20 protein-coding genes are annotated in these 16,636 nt (G+C 63.7%); 10 read left to right on the top strand and 10 right to left on the bottom strand.

Annotated features, from left to right (window positions below):
* Window positions 1-100: 100 nt before the first annotated feature.
* Window positions 101-526 carry a hypothetical protein gene (locus AC07UK_RS32835; RefSeq protein WP_492316542.1) on the bottom strand — a complete coding sequence of 142 codons (426 nt, stop codon included), beginning with the start codon at window positions 524-526 and terminating at the stop codon, window positions 101-103.
* A gap of 12 nt (window positions 527-538) precedes the next feature.
* Window positions 539-1,543, bottom strand: a complete 1,005-nt coding sequence (locus tag AC07UK_RS32830; protein WP_479944787.1) for a PRTRC system protein D — start codon at window positions 1,541-1,543, stop codon at window positions 539-541.
* Window positions 1,544-2,631: 1,088 nt separating this feature from the next.
* Here AC07UK_RS32830 and AC07UK_RS32825 point away from each other — a divergent pair.
* Both AC07UK_RS32825 and AC07UK_RS32820 read left to right on the top strand, forming a co-directional pair.
* Window positions 2,632-3,786, top strand: a complete 1,155-nt coding sequence (locus AC07UK_RS32825; RefSeq protein WP_494687650.1) for an integrase domain-containing protein — start codon at window positions 2,632-2,634, stop codon at window positions 3,784-3,786.
* A gap of 19 nt (window positions 3,787-3,805) precedes the next feature.
* Window positions 3,806-4,441, top strand: a complete 636-nt coding sequence (locus tag AC07UK_RS32820) for a hypothetical protein (RefSeq protein ID WP_435385154.1) — start codon at window positions 3,806-3,808, stop codon at window positions 4,439-4,441.
* A 91-nt stretch (window positions 4,442-4,532) separates the two neighbouring features.
* Here AC07UK_RS32820 and AC07UK_RS32815 read toward each other — a convergent pair whose 3' ends face one another.
* From AC07UK_RS32815 to AC07UK_RS32780, 8 genes are all read right to left on the bottom strand, one after another.
* The gene (locus tag AC07UK_RS32815) at window positions 4,533-4,688 is read right to left on the bottom strand and encodes a hypothetical protein (protein WP_435385155.1); all 156 of its coding nucleotides are present in this window, start codon (window positions 4,686-4,688) and stop codon (window positions 4,533-4,535) included.
* Between the two features lie 13 nt (window positions 4,689-4,701).
* A complete protein-coding gene (locus AC07UK_RS32810; RefSeq protein ID WP_492316546.1) occupies window positions 4,702-5,646 on the bottom strand; it encodes a DNA/RNA non-specific endonuclease in 945 nt (314 codons plus the stop codon).
* 51 nt (window positions 5,647-5,697) lie between these two features.
* Window positions 5,698-6,306, bottom strand: coding sequence for a hypothetical protein (locus AC07UK_RS32805; protein WP_492316547.1), 609 nt, complete (start codon window positions 6,304-6,306; stop codon window positions 5,698-5,700).
* 176 nt (window positions 6,307-6,482) lie between these two features.
* The gene (locus tag AC07UK_RS32800; RefSeq protein ID WP_492316548.1) at window positions 6,483-6,797 is read right to left on the bottom strand and encodes a hypothetical protein; all 315 of its coding nucleotides are present in this window, start codon (window positions 6,795-6,797) and stop codon (window positions 6,483-6,485) included.
* 2 nt (window positions 6,798-6,799) lie between these two features.
* Entirely contained in the window at window positions 6,800-7,210 is a 411-nt protein-coding gene (locus AC07UK_RS32795; protein WP_492316549.1) for a DNA translocase FtsK, read from the bottom strand.
* Window positions 7,210-7,335, bottom strand: a complete 126-nt coding sequence (locus AC07UK_RS32790; protein ID WP_494687649.1) for a hypothetical protein — start codon at window positions 7,333-7,335, stop codon at window positions 7,210-7,212. Before AC07UK_RS32790 ends, AC07UK_RS32795 begins: the two co-directional genes overlap by 1 nt.
* Window positions 7,336-7,402: 67 nt before the next feature.
* On the bottom strand, window positions 7,403-8,641 hold the full coding sequence (locus tag AC07UK_RS32785; protein WP_494687648.1) for a DUF1173 family protein: 1,239 nt from the start codon (window positions 8,639-8,641) through the stop codon (window positions 7,403-7,405).
* A gap of 171 nt (window positions 8,642-8,812) precedes the next feature.
* Window positions 8,813-9,256 carry a hypothetical protein gene (locus AC07UK_RS32780; RefSeq protein ID WP_494687647.1) on the bottom strand — a complete coding sequence of 148 codons (444 nt, stop codon included), beginning with the start codon at window positions 9,254-9,256 and terminating at the stop codon, window positions 8,813-8,815.
* A gap of 188 nt (window positions 9,257-9,444) precedes the next feature.
* On the opposite strand from AC07UK_RS32780, the gene AC07UK_RS32775 reads away from it, so the two are divergent.
* From AC07UK_RS32775 to AC07UK_RS32740, 8 genes are all read left to right on the top strand, one after another.
* Window positions 9,445-9,924, top strand: coding sequence for a hypothetical protein (locus AC07UK_RS32775; protein ID WP_494687646.1), 480 nt, complete (start codon window positions 9,445-9,447; stop codon window positions 9,922-9,924).
* A gap of 161 nt (window positions 9,925-10,085) precedes the next feature.
* Window positions 10,086-10,280, top strand: coding sequence for a hypothetical protein (locus AC07UK_RS32770; protein WP_494687645.1), 195 nt, complete (start codon window positions 10,086-10,088; stop codon window positions 10,278-10,280).
* 104 nt (window positions 10,281-10,384) lie between these two features.
* On the top strand, window positions 10,385-10,627 hold the full coding sequence (locus AC07UK_RS32765) for a hypothetical protein (protein ID WP_494687644.1): 243 nt from the start codon (window positions 10,385-10,387) through the stop codon (window positions 10,625-10,627).
* Window positions 10,628-10,710: 83 nt separating this feature from the next.
* A complete protein-coding gene (locus tag AC07UK_RS32760; protein WP_492316554.1) occupies window positions 10,711-11,193 on the top strand; it encodes a hypothetical protein in 483 nt (160 codons plus the stop codon).
* A gap of 117 nt (window positions 11,194-11,310) precedes the next feature.
* Complete coding sequence (locus AC07UK_RS32755; protein WP_494687643.1) at window positions 11,311-12,096, top strand: hypothetical protein; 786 nt, start codon at window positions 11,311-11,313, stop codon at window positions 12,094-12,096.
* A gap of 61 nt (window positions 12,097-12,157) precedes the next feature.
* On the top strand, window positions 12,158-12,865 hold the full coding sequence (locus tag AC07UK_RS32750; RefSeq protein ID WP_494687642.1) for a hypothetical protein: 708 nt from the start codon (window positions 12,158-12,160) through the stop codon (window positions 12,863-12,865).
* Between the two features lie 67 nt (window positions 12,866-12,932).
* Window positions 12,933-16,040 (top strand): SNF2-related protein, encoded by a 3,108-nt coding sequence (locus AC07UK_RS32745; protein WP_494687641.1) that lies wholly within the window; start codon window positions 12,933-12,935, stop codon window positions 16,038-16,040.
* Window positions 16,037-16,276 (top strand): hypothetical protein, encoded by a 240-nt coding sequence (locus AC07UK_RS32740; protein ID WP_494687640.1) that lies wholly within the window; start codon window positions 16,037-16,039, stop codon window positions 16,274-16,276. Before AC07UK_RS32745 ends, AC07UK_RS32740 begins: the two co-directional genes overlap by 4 nt.
* Window positions 16,277-16,636 lie beyond the last annotated feature (360 nt).

The following is a 16,636-nucleotide window of genomic DNA, read 5'->3' as shown; positions in this document are numbered from 1 at the left end:
AAAGCGGATGATTTCGTATTCGGTCACAGTTCTGGCCCCTCTTGGTGCGTTGCGGTTGATTCTACTGTACCCGCCTGCGCGCCAAGTCAAGGCCTCGCACCTAGCCGTTGAAGCGACTTGTCGCTGCCACCAGCGCGTCTAGCGTGAGGGAGGAGAGTCCGCCAGCGACTGCAGCCGGGGCAGACGCCCCGAGTGCTGGCGTCTCGTTGGTCGGATCGTTGAGGGACGCGAACGGGAGTGAGGGAGCTGGCGCTTGGCCGCTCGGGACGTCCGACACCGGCACCGCCACGATCACCGGCTCAGCTGTACTACGACGCGGCGGGGTGGACACGGTCGGCGCCGACGAAGCAGCGAGGGGAGGCGTCACAGCCATGCCGATTCCCTCGGAGACATTGCATGCACCGTACTCGGCGAGCTGCTTCAGGAAGAAGGCACGTTGCCGGGGGTCGCCCATGGCGGAAAGTCGTTGGTACAAAGCAGGTGTTGCCGCCGGCGAGATCGTGACTTTGATTTCGAGCTTTCCCACAACCTCTCTCCGTTACCGGCCGCCACCGCGTGCCTGGTGCGCCGAGCCAATCAGGTAGAACCCGCGGACATTGGCAAAGCAGGGCGATTCCATCATGTGCACCGTTGTGCGCGGGAAAGCGGCCTTGATGAACGGGGCATATATAGCTGCGCCGCCGCCGGTCAGGACGATGGATCGAATGTCTTCGGCGCGGCCGACACGAGATTGCATCTCCTTAACCGTGGCATGGCAAAGCGACCGGGCTTCCTCGAAATAGGGGCGCAGGTCGAGATCCTTGCCATAGAAGAGCATCGGCAGGTTCTCGCGCAGGCATTCGTCGATGCGTTCGATGCCGGAGACCGCTTCGCCTTCGGCCTTGCCGATCAGCGCGGCCATCTGTTGGTAGATCTTCGCAGCGCCACCTGGGACGCCGCCGCTGCGGCTGTCATCCATGGTGAAGCCGCGGGCCACCACCCAGTCCGTCGTGAAGTAGCCCACATCCACGATCAGATGGGAGTTTCGTGGGTCGAACTGGTCCCCGCCGTACTGGGAAAACGAAACTAGCGCGCCGAGCGGTTGGGGCAGCGGCATGACGTTGCGCACGACGATGCGCATGTCGCCGAAGTCCAACTCGCCGGTGTAGCGGTCGCGCAGGTAGTCCGAGTATTTCGGGGTAGTGTGCACCGGCAGACCGAGCACCAGACGGTCCACCTCGGTGACGCCGGCATATTGCAGGGAGCCAGCCAGCAGTGCGGTGTAGTTGGGCGTCGTCACAAAGTCTTCGGAGAGCGTGCGGCCCGTGTCACCGTAGGCCGTGGTGAGCGTGATGTCCGGGCCGACCTCGTAGCGGGATCCATCGACCGTGACGGTGATGACATCGCGAGCCTTCAAGTATCCTCCGCCGTGTTGGGAGAGAGTCGAGTTTGTTGCAGGGGGGGCGAGGGATGGAAACATCTGCAGGCCGATCTCGGCGCCGCGTGCAAAGGCACTCTTGGTGTTGCCGTATCCAACGTCGGTAGCAAAAACTGTGGCTTTCATGTAGAGGTCGCTTCCTGAAGAGCAAGAACAAGGTGAACGGTGGTTGCGGCAGCGATCTGGGCACTGTCAGTCTCTGGCAGTGACTCTCCGAAACTGTCAGACAGTGTCAGACAGTGTCAGACAGTGTCAGTGGCACGGCGTGGAACCCTCTATCAGACAGTGTCAGATAGTCGCCGTGAGTGTCGGTGTCTGTCAGTTTCTGTCAGATCGTCCGCCCAGCTACTGTATGGCTGTTTCGGCGCTGCGCGACGATCGAAAGCTCGCCAATTTCATGCACGTTTCGCAATGCACCGGGGTTGCGCAGGCGGGCCTGGCTTGTTATCCTTAACGTACTTCTCGCGTCCCCGACGCATCGACCCTGCCGCCACGTTGGCGGCCATCCCAAAGCACCGACACCGCCCGAAATGGGCTCTCGGTCGCACGCTGTCCACGCCGCACACTGTCGCGGTATTTTTTTCTTTTGCCACAAACACATACTGGCCCACACTGAGGACACCGGACACTGCGATGCCGTTTGGCTTAGCGGGTTGTCTGGAGGAATTGGACGTGATGAGGACATGTGGAAACCGGACACCGGACACATTGCCGCCTCCGATACCTAACCACGCCTGACAGCGAGATGCGGGGTAGACGAACACTGCGGGCCCAATACACGGCGGTCCAGATGTCGTCACCTGGGGGGCGGGGGATTGCATGGCGCAAGGCCATGAAATCTCTGGAACGATACGAGCACGGTGAGCGCGACCGTCACAAGAAACAGCGCAACAAGAGTTACACGAGTGGCGAAGGCGGGTGCGTAAGCACTGGTCGGCGTTCATGTCGGGAGCGATCCTGGCAATCGGGTAGCCCGAACTCTGCCGGCCATATTGCGCGCAGCGCGACTGGTGGCAAGGGAACGGGACGGTCATGACACGCACTTCCACGTGTGGGGCCGACCAGCAAGGGGATCGCTAAAGGATCGGAAGGCAGGACCGTGGTCGACGGCAAACGGCAACACAACACGTGCCAGAAAGGGTTACGCGCAGCGTCACGGGGGATGCGGGCGTAGGTCCGGCGCGCAGCGCAACGCGTGATAGAGGAATGACGGGATGCGGCAGGCAATCGCGCTTGACGTACGTGGCTTGCTGGCCAGGTATGACATGCCAACGAGGATGAAGGCTGAGATCGAGGTTGCGGTCGCCGGCAACGTGAAGAAGATCCTCAGCCAAACACGGATCAGCCACAAGAACGCGTCGATCAAGACGCAGGAGCGGCGGATGTACACGGTGTGTCGCTCGTTCGTGGAGCTGCGCGGATGCGGCTTCCACATTGAGAGCCCATACTCGCTCCGGCACAAGCATGTGCAGGCGCTGGTGGACTACTGGGTGTCGCAGAAGCAGTCAGGCGGGACGATCGAGAACAAGCTGTCGCACCTGAAGGCCTTTTGCCAGTGGATCGGCAAGCACAACCTGATCCGAACACTGGGCGACTACGTTGATCGTAAGGAACACGGCCTCGTGCGCAGCTACGTGACGACGACGGACAAATCCTGGTCGGGAAACGGCATCGACGCCACGGCCAAGATTGCCGAGATTGGCGCCGAGGACCCTCGCGTCGCAATACAGTTGAAGCTGCAGGCGGCCTTCGGCCTGCGCATTGAGGAGAGCTTCTCGCTGAAGCTCAGTACTGCTTTGCGCAACCTGGACACGATGCGTGTCGTCGATGGTACGAAGGGCGGGCGCGCGCGCGAGGTGCCGGTGCAGCTGCGGCTTGCGGTACTGGAGGAGGCGGCGGCGCTGGTGGATCCCTCAAGCGGCTCGACAACGCCTGCGTCCTATTCCATCAATGACTGGCGGTCCCGCTACTACGGCGTTCTGCGCAAGTACGGCATCTACAAGAAGGGGCTGGGCGTGACCAGCCACGGTCTGCGGCATCAGTGGCTTCAGGAGCGCTACAAGACGTTGACCGGTGTGGACGCGCCGATCAAGGGCGGGAAGGCACCAGACCTGGAGGCGCACCGGCATGCGATCCAGGCAGTCGTCGAAGCTGCGGGACATAGCAAGGCGTCGAAGACCGGCGCTTACCTGTCGACTTTCACTGCCATGGCGCGAAAGGAGAAGCCACAGGTCAATCCGGATCAGGCTAAGGAGACCCTCATCGCCGCCGGTGGCAACAAGGCTAAGGCCGCCCAGGCCTTGGGCATCTCGCGGCAGGCGTTGTACCGACTGTTGGACCGGCATCAGGCCGGGGGGAAATCGGTGTAGTTATCATTGGAGGGCGAGCATGCTTATCGACAAAATCTATTCGGACAAAGAGATTAACGTGATAGTCGAACGTGGTCTCGATGCGGCAGCGGTCGCTGAATGGCCATGGGTAGCACTTCCGGATTACGTTATCGCCGTGGCGAGTGTGAATTGTATGGAGGACAAGCACGATCCATACGTTCAGGAGGCCCTGGAGGAGGCGACTCGCTTGCGGCGGGGCCTGCGTACGCACTGGGGACTTTTGGTGGTGGACCAGACAGAGGATGAAGAAGGGCTGCTCACCGAGGTAATCGGGTATCTGGCAGCCGATCCGTATGTGGAGCTTTCGCACTTGAGACGCAATGGCGAAACGGTTGGCACATTCCTAAGCGATGTTGTGAGCTTCGAATTCACCAAGGCTGTTGGGGGAGTGCTTGACGGCGGCGGGTGGGACTGGGATGGCAACGACGGTACTGGCGAGTTCCTTCGTGTGCAGTGGTTTCAGGAAGTTGGGGTGGGGTGGGAAGGCGCGCCTAACGCATACTCTATGAGCTCTGCAATCCTGAGGGCGAACGTTGCAGAAATCTCACGTCGGTGCCAACAGCCCGAGTATCTTGCTGATTTGCGGGATGGAATCGGTGCCGGGCGGCACGTTTCACGGGCGGTGCTGCACTGAACGTGATCAGGTCGCAATAGGTCGGTCGGATCCAACAGGAGGCCGGTAGCCGAGGGGCGCGATCAACCGGTTAAATGCGCTCCCAGGGCATTCAGCGTAGGAAGTCCGGCAGGTAAGGGGAGTCGTCCCAGTGCCCGGTTGCGCCCCACCAGCACAGGAACAGGATAATGGCGAAGACGCCGGCGACGTAGAAGCGCGCCTCCTTGTCGGTGCGCAAGACGTGGATGATTTGCTTGATGCGATCCATGGCGGTTTCCTGATCAGTTGTGGGTGAGCACGGCGCGGACGAAAGGAAGGACGCCGGAGTCCCGGAAAGCATGTTTCGGCTCCTGGGACTGCGCCGACCGGTCAACGAGGGTGGACGTGAGCATGGCGAGGCTGACCTTGCGGCCGGCTTTCTCGCCCGGGTGCGGGGTCGGAGCTAATAGCGCCATCGGGGAATCGCGGTAGGTCTTGTCCAGACGCGGGAACGGGTCGACGCCTGCGAAGCTGGCCAACTCGTTGATGCTCAAGACCGCATACTGGGGCGTCGCGTCGTTGCGGGCCACATAGGCGGCGGCCCCGACTCCGGGCACAAAAACGGCTTTCCACATATAGGTAGGGATCGAGATACGCCCGTTGAGGCGGGCAGCCTGGGCGGGATCGAAGGCCGGGCCGGTGACCACGAAGGCTTGGCCGTACTCGCGCACCATGCGGCGGGTTGAAGTTTCGATGTGGCTCCACAGTCGACGGTTGCTGGCGGCAGCCTGCGGCACGATATTCGCGAGGCTAAAGCTTTCGGCTTGGGAAGCCAGGTCGGGGAAATCTCCTGATGGGGAGAGGTGCCCGCGATCGAGGCCGGAACCGCGTCCGTAGTCGGAGAGGCGGGCACGGTCCGCGGCGGGAATCTCGGCTTCCTCGTAGAAGTCGCTGTCACGCGGGACAGAACGGGCAGCCAGCACAGCCTGGGCTGTGAGATTCTCGGCCGACCACAGCGCGGTTCGGGTAGTGGCCGAAGTTTGCACGGCATATCCGCGGAAGCACAGGAACTGGGTGCGGCTTGCTGGGGCACTGCTGGCGACGCTTGGCTTGCCGTTGGTACCGAAGATGTGCGGACAATCGGTCGCCGGGCCTTTGGCGTAGGCGGCGGTGCTGAGCGCGGTGCTGATTGTGCTACCGAAAAAGGTTGCGGCGATGGCCGCGGCAAAGAACAGGGGCTTGTGCATGGTTGCTTTCCTGAGAGGCGATGCACCTATCTTGCCAAGGCTCGCTCAAAGTCAAGGCTTCAGCTGCTTCCCCTGCAGCGACGCGACGCTCTCGCCGGCGTCCGGCGTGGTATCCAGTACGCGCGCCAAAAACTCCTCCAGGATGGTCGTGCCGCCGAACAGTTCCTCGGAGACCGTTGCGGGCAGTGCATCTAGCGGTTCGATGTGAATCCAGGGCCGGCCGTCAATGTGGATCACCTTGGCGCGGCGCATGAGTTTGCGGTAGCGGCTGGCATCCTTGAGCAAGGCTTCGGCTGGCACGATTTCCTGGAGGAAGGGTTCGGGCTGCAACAGCTTCTCGGCCATGGCGGCGAACAGCGGACCACGCGCTTCCCAGTCATCTTCGTTGCGGGCGATGAGTGCGAGCACGGTGCCGAGGTCGGAGCTGGTCAGTTCCTTGCGCACGATGGCGGATAGCTCGTGCTGCTCGGTCGGCCGCGGGGTCACGCGGGTATTCCAGATGCCGCGCAGGACGGCGTAAGCCTGATCGCGGCCGGCATCAAGGGATTCCGGTGGGGTGGTCATACCGCAACCGGTGCAGGCGATGACGGCCTCGAAGCGATTGGCGATGAAACGAGGCTGGCTGCCGCAGTGGGCGCAGATAAGAAGGTCGTCGGCCATATTGGGGCGGGTTGGCGGGAATCTGGCTGGCATTATGCCAAGATCCGCGACCCGCCCACGCCGGCGCAGGTCGGCTCGCTCAGCCGGCGACGGGGGTGAGCTGCAGGTATTGCTCGGTCTTGGCGAGCAGGTTGGCGATGGCGTGTTGCATGGATCGGGATGAGAGTTGTTGCTTGTCAGCCGTGGTTATCGGCAGGCAATGGCTCATTCTCAAACCTGGCCGGGTAGGTTCGATCGATTGCGCCGGCAGCTCGCTCCAGTGCACCGACATGGTCTTGCAGGTGCGCGGTGGCGTCGCCGACCAGGCGCTGGAACGGCTCGATCGCCTCGTGCATCGCATCGGACGCATTGCGGGCGATGTAGCCGATCTCCCAGAACTCGGCAAGCCATGAGCCATCGGGAGGCCGGGGCCCGCCCTGGCGGCCAAGTGCGATGGCGCCGCGGATCGCCAGCACGGTTTCTGGTTGGGGGAAATCATCGTCGGCATTCATAGTCAGCAGTTTTGTTCAGGCGGCAGGTGTTGGTCGCCGCCGGTGGGCAGGTAGTGCTGCAGCGCGTGCTTGTCGCGAAGCGAGCGGATGGTGTCGGGGTCGAGCGGGCCTTGGGCGCTCCGCGTCATTACGTCCGCGATGAAGCCGTGCAGCGACTTCAGTTCGTTGGCCAGCGGTTCGGGTGCATAGATATAGAGGCCGCTCAGCATCGGCCGCACGAACGTCGTTTCACGGGACATGCGGGCCAGCAGCCGCCGCGCGGCGTCGTAGCCAATGCGCAGGTGACGCTGGACCAGCGGGACCGACGCCGCACGATGGGCGTGGACCAGGCGGATCGCATCGTCGTAGGCGGCATTGAACGCCTCGGGCGTCGTCAGGTGGAGGTCGCGTTGCGTGACTTGGGCGTCTATCACTAGGGCTCCTGCGGTGCATCGCTGGCTGGCGGCGTGCCGGCGATCGCTTCATCGGTCATTTGCGCGCCCAGGGATGCGCTGGCCTTGGCACCTGACGTGGCGGCGGGGGTAGTAAGTGGAGGCATATTCCTGAGTGCAGTGTTGTGCTGGGGTGAGAAGGATCGGCACCAGCGTAGCGCCCCAACACGAAAGTCAAGTCGCCGTGGCCGCGGCCCTTGACTGACGTCGCGTCGCGGGCGGCAGCTTGAGCGCGTCCAGCGGCTGCGTGCCGGGAACCCATTCAACGAGGGGAATGTCCGCCTGCCCGTAGTAGGCGCGTTTCTCAGCCATGCGCTGGTCGTACTCCGGGTTGCCGGCCAGGCCAAGCACCTCGATCACGGTCTCGGGCGTGGTGTCCGTGAGCCGGAAATCGGGATGCACGGGTGCATGATCGACGTGCCGCAGAGGCTTCTCGAAGGCGCGGCCCGCGCCTATCAGGCGGTCGGCCATCGCCACCTCGTAGGTGGAATCGCAGGGGATGAACTGGGCGTTGGCGAGCATGGCGGCCACGTCCATCACGTTCAGATAGCCCTGGCGCGACTTTTCGAACGCGAGCACGGCCACGCAGCGGCTGTCCTCCCGCCCGATCCCGGCAATCGCCACTGCGTACTTGCGCTGGAACTGCTTATACAGTTCGTCGGACAGGAAATACCAGTGCCGGGCCTGGCGCAGCTTGAGCCGGCCGCCATGGGGGCTAGGCTGCAGCGCATCGACCTCCCCGATGATGAGGCCGCGCTGGTAGCCGTCCTTGCCGGTACTGGCGCGGTCGTGGAAGGCTTCGAGTTCCGCTGTCTGTTCGGCCTTGCGGGCCTCGTCCCAGCGCTCCATCACATGCAGGACCTCGCTGCCGGAGCGACCGTTGATCTTGCACTCGGCGAGTTCGGCCACCACCCGCGACCAGCAGGCATTCCAGCCGCGGCGGCCATACCCCGGCCACACGTGAAGGCCCGCGGACTGCCAGGCGTATTGCAGGAACGCCAGCAGCGGGGCGGCGCGGCGCTGGCTGCGCGAGGCGGACGAGGACGGCTGGCGCTTGCTGGCGGTCTGCCCGCCGGCGGCGACCTTCAGGGATACATCGAGGCGAACATCGTGGGTGCCGTCGGCGGACTGGAACGCATCGTGCGCGCTGGCCGCACCGCTTGACCGGTTAAACCGGTTGAGGAATGGACAGCCTTCGCGGTGCGGGGCAGGATCGTCCGGCCAACGGGCGAGAATGAAGATCTTGCCGTGGCGGCGGATCACCAGCTTCGGGCGCGGCGAGACCATGCTGCAGCCGCATTCGGCAAAACCTTGGTGGGTCTTGGCGCGGTCCAGCACGCGGGCGTAGTCTGCGGGTGAATCCAGCACGCGTTCCAGGTCGTGTTCCTCGCTGCCAATGCGAACGGTGATCATCCGGTTGTTCTCCTATCCATCGTGTCGGACACGGCCATCGCGGAATGCCGGCGTGGGCGCGCTTCGGAGGCCATGCGTAGAAAGGTGGTTTTGCCAGCGCCGGCGTAGGCCTTGACCGGGCCGCCAGCGGTGACCGCGGCCACAGCATCCAGTTCGTCGGTCGGTCGCACGTCAGATGGCCAACGGTTCTTGCGCCGGCAGCACTGGGCATGCTGCGCGTGCGGCGGCATCCCGGGCGCGGCACTCGGCGACGCGGCGTGCCTGGTTGCCACTCTCCACGTCGACCATCCACGCAAAGTACGTAGAGGTGGTCGGGCCGACCCATGCCGACCACTTCGCGCGGATCACGGCCCGCACGGCCTCCGGTTGGGCAAAGTAGATCCTGCGGGCGTCTCGCCAGCTGCGCGCGTAGTAAGCGCGCATCCTTTGCTCGCAGGAATCGGTGCGCACCGTGCGCCGTGCAATCTCTTCTTCCACCGAATGTTGTTCGGCGGCCACGTGGTCGGCCAGCAGCGGATAGCGCTCGCGCTCGCGTGCCTGCTTGCGGGTGAAGGCAGCCTGGCGGCGGGCGGTGAAGGCAATTGGGTTGTAGCGTTCTTGGCGTGTGAAGCGCATGGTCTGGCTCGGCTGGATGCTCAACGAATCCAGCTTAGCCGGCCCTGCGCAAAGTCAAGGCGGCGGGCGGACCCATTGCGGCAGTCACCATTGTCGGGGCGAATCGGCCGGTCTGATCTGGGGAATGACGTATCATTTCGCCTCTCTTACGCCGGTTGACCGGCTAATCTGCCCTTGAACCGCATCCCATGATGGAAGTCGACCTCGGCACCCGGCCCCGCGACGAGCGGGCGCTCGCCGCTCCCGGCGAGCCGTACTACCGCGAGCTGGCCACCATCCACGCGCAGGCCTATCGACGGATGCTGGATCGGGTGTTCTGGCATCCGCCGGGTGATGTGCTGCGCTTCGAGATCCGCGCCGTCCCGTCCGGCGCCGGCACCCAATACACGGTCACGGCAATCCTGGACTGCTTTGGCGAGGTCTGGTTCGACCACGATTCCCTCCCGGCTCGTTGGGACACCATCGCGACGTACGAAGTGTCCTGGTCGCTCACGGAGTTTCAAGGCGCGATTCACGGCGTGGAAGTTGTGAGCTTTGAGAGGCCAGGCGGCAAGCGGGGCAATGAGCGCATGCCCGACTACGCATCCGTGCAGGACCCGGCCGAGGCGGCGCGCTATCGCTGGAATGTCGTCAACCGGCTGCGCAAGGCGGGCATTGCCCTGAAGTAGCGCCAGAGCCTTTCTCGGCGGCGCGCTTTGCGGTATCCTGCGGGCTACTTCAGCGTCTCTGACGCATCGACACCGCCGGCATTTTTGCCAGCACAGCTTTTTCTCTCACCCATTGGGGCCTTGTCCCCATGGGCACGGCTCCATCTTTCGTAGGAGCCACCATGTTTGTCACCCCCATGGCTGTTCTGGCCATTGTTTTCAACCTTTTTGCCGCACTGGGTTTCACGGTCACAACCGTCGACTCAGGTCTGTTGTACTTGCAACTGACCTGCTGCGCGATGATCGGTAGCCTGATCGTCGCGGCCTGGTTGGTTGCCTATTCCTCGCACACGCGTTACGTCCAAGCTTTGGGCTGACGCCTCGGGCCGCCTCTGCGGCCCTCCTTCTCGACCACACTCTTTCCCGTTGGGGCCTTGTCCTCGATGGGCAGGCTCCGTCTTCGCCCTTTGGAGCCTGTCTTATGTCCACCATCGACCGCTTTTCCGCTTTCGCTTTGTCGGCAGTGGGATGCATCTTTGCCCTGGCCTTCGCCTTCTCGATGACCACCGAGGACGCATGGCTGCTTGCGTTCCAACTCGCCGTCTGCATTTTGCTTACCGCATTGCTGTTCGTTGGCTGGCTGCTTGCCACCAGCTACGCGATGCAGCGCGATGGCAGCGTGCTGCGACCGATGCCGGAAGCCGATTCCACCATCGCCGGCTGAGCGCCACTCGCGTCAGCCCATCATCAACCCACTGGGGAATGCTCCCGGTTGGGGCGTTTCCCCGCGTGATCCAAGGAAACGCCATGTTCCAGAAATTCCTCGAAATCGAAGTCGGCCCCTCTCCGTGGGACGAAGCATGCGCGCAGGTCGGCAGCGATGACTATGCCGAACGCTCGCCTATAGAGTGCGCGGTCTATATCCGCCAACTAGGCCGGATCTTCGGCGTCCACGCGCCCGAAGTCCTGACCTTCGTGCGCCGGGGCTTCCCTCACGATCTCGGTCGCTATCACGAAGTAGTAGCCTGCATGAACGCGGCAGGCCATGCTTTGTTCGATGCATCCCGCCTGCCCGCGCAGTGGGATCACGTCGCCCGCGCCGAGCTGGCCTGGCTGCGCCTGAGCTATCGCTACCGCCGCCTGTTGCAGGACGGCGAGTGCGAACTGCAGGACGTGCCGATGCTGTATCGCCTCGGGTCGATTCCGGAGTTCCCGGATCATCCGGTCGCGCACTGGCTGGCGCTTGGCGTCGTGCCGATGCCTACCGGCCCGGCACTGGCCCTGCACTGATCCAGTCTGGGCGGACGACTTCGGCATAGCCGAGCGCATCGACCTATAGCCCCACCTTTTACCCCTTCGGGAGACTCCCGTTGGGTGGTCTCCCAACCCATCTTTGAGAGACCTTCCATGTACAAGCGAATCATTGAGCAGTTCATCGCAGCGCAGAAGGCGGCCCACGCCGCGTACGCCGCGGCCGCCGCTTTCGAGCGCGAAACCGTGGCCGCTATTCCCGACCACTACCATTCGGTGGAGCTTCGCAGCGAATACCGTACGGAGAAAGAGTTACAGAGCTTCTGCCGCTCGGTTGCTGGCGGCGTCGTGAATCGCGCACGCCGCGAATTCGCTCCGCCTGGCGCTCGGCTGGATATTGCCAACCAGGACGAGTATGAACGCGCCGGGCTGGATATCGACAAGGCCCTGAAGGCCGGGAAGATACCCGACATTGACGGACTCTGGGCATCGATGGCCCGCCGCTACGGCGGTCATGGCGGGGCGGAACTGGCCTATCAGCAGGCCGCCCAGCGGATCATTTCTGGGTTCGGTCTCAACCGCCGGCGCGAGGTCCAGCGTACCGCTTCGGCCGTGGTGCTGCGCAAGTCTGTCATTTCCGAGGCCTGCTATCGACGATCGTCGCGCAAGGTCGGCTACTACAGCTGCCAGAGCACGGCGGACTGCCTGTCTGGCCTTGCCACGTTTGCAGCCAAGGCTGGGCATCACCTGCTGGCGGCCGGGCTCAACCGCGTAAACGTGCACGACGTCGAATACAACTACCGCGAGAAGCAAAGCTACCCCGGTCTCGACATCGTGTTTTTCAAGGAAGCTTGGGAGTTTAAGTTCTCCCACCAGGTCGCCGACGACTTGTTGCTCTTCCTCGGCGAGTACGGCGAGGCGTTCATGCAGGAAGCCGCCTAGTTGCCATGTAAACTTTCTGCGTGGCGCCTGCGGGCGCCCCGTCATATCGGAGTAGAAGGACATGTACAACGCACGCATTGAGGCATTCCGCGCAGGGGAGACAGCGGGCGGAGTCAAAGCACTTGCATCTGCGTCGATCGAACTCAAGCGGTTCTGCAGGAAGCAGGTGGCAGAGATCATCCAGCGGGCGAGCGTCGAATTTGGCCTCGCCGGCGCGCCTATCGCCATTGACGAAACACGCCTGCCCATCGACGGTTATCCCAATGTCTGGGAAGCCATCCGGGCCGGCGTCGTGCCGGACCTCGATCGCTTCTGGAATCTGCTGCGCCAAACCTATGAGGCCGACGGGCCGGCGAAGGCCGAGCAGCAAACGGCGGCCACGCTCTTCCGTGCCTTCGGCCTGGCCAGCAGTTCGGCCGTGCGCCGCTCCGCCGCCTTCGTTCGGCTCAGGCTCATGGCGGTATCGGAGACGGTGAGCAGTGCAACGCGGCCCTCGCGGCAGCTGCATTTCGGCTCATTGGAGCCTGTCACGCAGGCATTCGCGGCTCTGGCGGTCTTTGCACGCCGCGATGGCCACACCCTGCTGGCGAGCTGCCTAGCGCAGTTTCATCCGGCCGACGTGTTTCAGTCGCAGCAGCGGCGCACCTTCCCAGGGCTCGACGTCATTCAGTACAACGACTACTGGGAGTTGCGATTCGCCACGCCTGTTGCGGACACGCTTCTGGCGTTTGTCCAGCGACACGTCGGCATAGCACCTCAGTTCGCATAGCCGCCACGGCTTGCATCCCCTTAACGCCCCGTCACCGACGGGGCTTTTTTCTTTTCTGGAACCCATCATGTCTACCTGGTACGCGCCCTTGCGGGCGATTGTCAGTCTTGGCTCGCAGGCCGAGAAGATCGCCCACATGGGCGAGTTACACGCGGCGCGTCAGCGCCATCTGTCCCAGTTCTTCACTCCCGATGCCATTGCCCACCTGATGTGGGGCGTGGTGGCCACCTGGCAGCCAAACCGGAAGGTGTCGATTCTGGACAACTCGGTCGGTTCGGCCCGCCTGCTGCAGTTCGCGGACCCGGGCACGCACAGCCTGTACGGTGTGGACGTGCACCAACCAACGATCGAGGCGGTTCAGCAAGCCGTCGAGGCGGCTGGTTTTGACGGCAGCTTTCGGCACGCCGGCATGGAGGAAATCCATCCGAAGCGCTTCGATGCGGCCCTCATCAATCCGCCGTTCTCCATCCACCTCGAATCGCCGCACCTGAAGCCCTACGACTGCACCACTTGGGGACGGTTCGGGGCCAACACTAGCGCCCTGAGCCATGAATATGCGCTCTCACAGGCGCTCGACGCGGCGCAGATCGTGGTGGCACTGCTGCCGACGACTTTCGTCGACAAGTTCGCCGGCCGGATCATCGGTCATGGCGAGCCCTTCAGCGATGCCGCAAGGCGTGTCGTCGGCGTGTTCGACCTGCCGGCAAACGCCTTCCGCGAGGAAGGCGCCGAGGTGCGCACCTCTATTGCGGTGTTCGCGCGCTTCCGGATGCGAGCCAGCGATTTCGTGCGGCAAGCCGTGTCGGATCTGGCGCAACCGTTGCCCACACTGGAACTGCAAGCGGAGGATCGCCTGTACGGCGAACCGCGGCTGAGTCACCAGCTGCTGGACGACGAAGGGCCGGCCATCACGCGCCCGGTGACCTCGCAGAAACGGGTACGCATCTCGCATGACGGCCGCCGCATCGTGCTTGGTTTCGACTGTGGGTTCGTCGAGGCGATGGTGCTCACCCGTGTGCTGGAGCGCCGCATCGTGTCGCTGGAAGGGCAGCGCCTGCCGCGTGGCTTTCGCTACGCCGGCACGGGCCGGCTGGATCTGGAAGCCTATCTGGTGCAGCCCGATCTGATCGGGGCCTTGGGCGAGCTCGTCGGCTTGGTGAAAGCCGCCGGCGGCGAGCCTGAGTTTGCACAGGGCTTTCTCGAGCACTTCCGCCGGCGCCTGCGTCGTAGCCAGCGGCAAGCGTTGCCGTTGCGCCATGCGGTCTGGACGACGGGGGTAGGTGCCGCCAATACCCTTACGGGTACGGCGACGAAAACGCATGTCGTTGACCCGACCCTGTGGGGAGGCCCGGTCATCAAGGCTGGCCAGGAGGTGCGCTTCGATCGGCAGACCGATGGCCGCTACCAGTACCAGGTGCGCGACAAGGGCTACGTCGTCTCGTTGGACGAGATCACCACCCGCTACAGCGTCGAGAAATCGGCGCAGGCGTGGGAGATCGTCCACGAGGGGCTGGCCAGGCGCTACCCCGAGCAGGCCGAGCGGCTGCGCAAGCGGCTGCTGGCGCTGGGCATCGAGCGCTGGCTGGACTGGCAGTTCCAACAGGAGGACCTGGTCGAGTTGCTGCTCAAGCCCAACGGCGCGGTAGCGGCGTGGGAGCAGGGCTGTGGCAAGTCGCGTCTCGCGGCCGGCCTGATTCTGCTGTCGGGCGTCAAGCACGGCCTGATCGTGGTGGAGGCTCGTCTCATTGCCGAGATGCGCGCCGAGCTGGAGCAGGTCATGCCGGCTTCGGACGTGCATGTGATTCAGTCGCCGGAGGATCTGGTGCGGCTTGGCCGCATCAACCTGATCGCCTATGAGCGCTTGCGCATGCCTGTCGACCGGCAGGCTTCGCGCCGCGTCACCTACGCGCATCGGTTGCGCCGTCGCATTGGCCTGCTGGTGGCCGATGAGGGCGAGCGCCTGTCCAATCCGAACAGCGACCAGAGCCGTGCGCTCTGGCAGCTATCGGCGAAGCGGCGTTACATCCTGACCGGCAGCCCGATTGCCAACTACCCGCGCGATATCTTCGGACTGATCGCGTTCACGGGCGGTGACGGCACGGCGGCCCAGCCGTATGGCTACCGGCGTGGCTACCTGGAAGCGAACTGGCTCGCCTCGGTGCAGCATGCCGAGCGCGGCATCGACCGCTTCCGCAGCGACTTCGTGGTGCTGGAGTGGGTGACCTGGGAATTCGCCGAAAGCCTGCAGGACGGGGCCAAGCGCGAAGTGCCCAAGATCGGCAACCTGCCACGGTACCGTCAGATGCTGGCGCCGCATGTGAAACGCCGGCTGGTGTGCGAGCCCGATGTGGCCCGCTATATCCGGTTTGAGCCTCCGGCAGTTGAGATTGTCGAGACGCCCTGGGATCCCGCGCATCTGTCGCTGTACCTGCGTACCGCTGACGAGTTTGCCCAGTGGTACCGGGAGATGCGCAAGGACGGCCGGCCGAACAACCTGATCGCCATTCTGGCCCGCATCCGTGCCGTGCACTTCGCCGCCAACTACCCGCAGCATGGGGTGGATGGCGTTGGAGCGCTGGGGCAGCTGACCAGCAAGCAGCGGGCGGTCGTCGAGCGGCTGGAATCCATCGCGGGGGAGGGCAAACAGGCCATCCTGTTTGCCGAGAACCCAGGCGTTATCAACCTAATCGCCAGTCAGTTGAAGGCGAAGGGGGTGGAGACAGTGCCGTTCCACGGCGGGATTCCGATTGCGAAGCGCGTGGCCGATAAGGACAAGCGGTTCGTCGGCGGCAATGCCACGGGGCTGCTATGCACCAAGGCGTCGGGGAGGGCTGGCTACAACCTGCCCAATGCCGACTACGTCCTCTTCTATGACCGTTCGTGGACATGGCGCATCGAGTATCAGGCGATGCGACGCGCGCTGCGCTGGAACCGAAAGGGGCAATTGAAGGTCCTGTATTTCCATCTGCCGGGGAGCATCGACACCTACCAGGACCAGATGGTGGCGCACAAACGGGACGCCATGGAGGCGGGCCTGGACTGGGCGACGCCGGAACTGGAGGACGAGGCGTTCCTGCACATGGACACGCTGTTGGACGAATTTGTGGACGATCTCGCCAAGCTACACGGCCGCAAGGCCCGGGATCAACGTGAACTGCTCAAGGAGGCAGCATGAAGACTGAAACCTGCACCATCGCCATCGGCGAAGGCGTGGCTACCGTGAAGCGCAGCGGCACCCGCGGTACCGCCGTGGCGAAGATCCTGGGCACCGTCGAAGCAGACGGGGTCGAGGTGGTTTGTCTGGACCGACTGGTACACGGCATTCACGAGTCGGAGCTGGGCGGCTGGCACGTCGCCGGCGCCGTTACCACGCTTCTGTCGCGCCCGATCGGGCCGCGGCAGCAGGCATAGCGAGAGCATGGGCAGTCCGACTGTCCCGTGGGCCGGAGCAAGGTGCCGGTCGTCGCTGTCGCAGCGACGGTCGGTGCCACGCCAACGCAATACCTTGATGTCGGCCCTCCGGTTTCCGGAGGGCATTTTTTTTTGTCGCGGGGCGTCAGATATGGAGCTGTCCGTCGAAACGCAAGCAAGTTCGCGAGCTTACGCCGGGTGAAATGGCCGGATTGCCAGTTACTATGGGTTCCTGTAGCGCTCCTGCTACAACCCCGTGACCCGTAGTACTCGCCCTCCCCAGATCTTGCCTTTACCCACAACTTCCGGCGGCTTACTCGTTTTTCTGGAAGATCCGATACATTTCGGTGATTTCGTGCA

The organism is Cupriavidus sp. GW821-FHT07C08, assembly GCF_059419025.1.
This window is presented reverse-complemented; position numbering and strand designations above follow the sequence as displayed.

Coding starts and splice junctions, on each gene's coding strand:
- AC07UK_RS32810 (WP_492316546.1), bottom strand. CDS start 5,646: ATGCACAAGCCCCTGTTCTTTGCCGCGGCCATCGCCGCAACCTTTTTC.
- AC07UK_RS32780 (WP_494687647.1), bottom strand. CDS start 9,256: ATGCGCTTCACACGCCAAGAACGCTACAACCCAATTGCCTTCACCGCC.
- AC07UK_RS32740 (WP_494687640.1), top strand. CDS start 16,037: ATGAAGACTGAAACCTGCACCATCGCCATCGGCGAAGGCGTGGCTACC.
- AC07UK_RS32755 (WP_494687643.1), top strand. CDS start 11,311: ATGTACAAGCGAATCATTGAGCAGTTCATCGCAGCGCAGAAGGCGGCC.
- AC07UK_RS32790 (WP_494687649.1), bottom strand. CDS start 7,335: ATGCCTCCACTTACTACCCCCGCCGCCACGTCAGGTGCCAAGGCCAGC.
- AC07UK_RS32830 (WP_479944787.1), bottom strand. CDS start 1,543: ATGAAAGCCACAGTTTTTGCTACCGACGTTGGATACGGCAACACCAAG.
- AC07UK_RS32775 (WP_494687646.1), top strand. CDS start 9,445: ATGATGGAAGTCGACCTCGGCACCCGGCCCCGCGACGAGCGGGCGCTC.
- AC07UK_RS32800 (WP_492316548.1), bottom strand. CDS start 6,797: ATGAATGCCGACGATGATTTCCCCCAACCAGAAACCGTGCTGGCGATC.
- AC07UK_RS32820 (WP_435385154.1), top strand. CDS start 3,806: ATGCTTATCGACAAAATCTATTCGGACAAAGAGATTAACGTGATAGTC.
- AC07UK_RS32750 (WP_494687642.1), top strand. CDS start 12,158: ATGTACAACGCACGCATTGAGGCATTCCGCGCAGGGGAGACAGCGGGC.
- AC07UK_RS32765 (WP_494687644.1), top strand. CDS start 10,385: ATGTCCACCATCGACCGCTTTTCCGCTTTCGCTTTGTCGGCAGTGGGA.
- AC07UK_RS32745 (WP_494687641.1), top strand. CDS start 12,933: ATGTCTACCTGGTACGCGCCCTTGCGGGCGATTGTCAGTCTTGGCTCG.
- AC07UK_RS32805 (WP_492316547.1), bottom strand. CDS start 6,306: ATGGCCGACGACCTTCTTATCTGCGCCCACTGCGGCAGCCAGCCTCGT.
- AC07UK_RS32825 (WP_494687650.1), top strand. CDS start 2,632: ATGCGGCAGGCAATCGCGCTTGACGTACGTGGCTTGCTGGCCAGGTAT.
- AC07UK_RS32785 (WP_494687648.1), bottom strand. CDS start 8,641: ATGATCACCGTTCGCATTGGCAGCGAGGAACACGACCTGGAACGCGTG.
- AC07UK_RS32815 (WP_435385155.1), bottom strand. CDS start 4,688: ATGGATCGCATCAAGCAAATCATCCACGTCTTGCGCACCGACAAGGAG.
- AC07UK_RS32770 (WP_494687645.1), top strand. CDS start 10,086: ATGTTTGTCACCCCCATGGCTGTTCTGGCCATTGTTTTCAACCTTTTT.
- AC07UK_RS32760 (WP_492316554.1), top strand. CDS start 10,711: ATGTTCCAGAAATTCCTCGAAATCGAAGTCGGCCCCTCTCCGTGGGAC.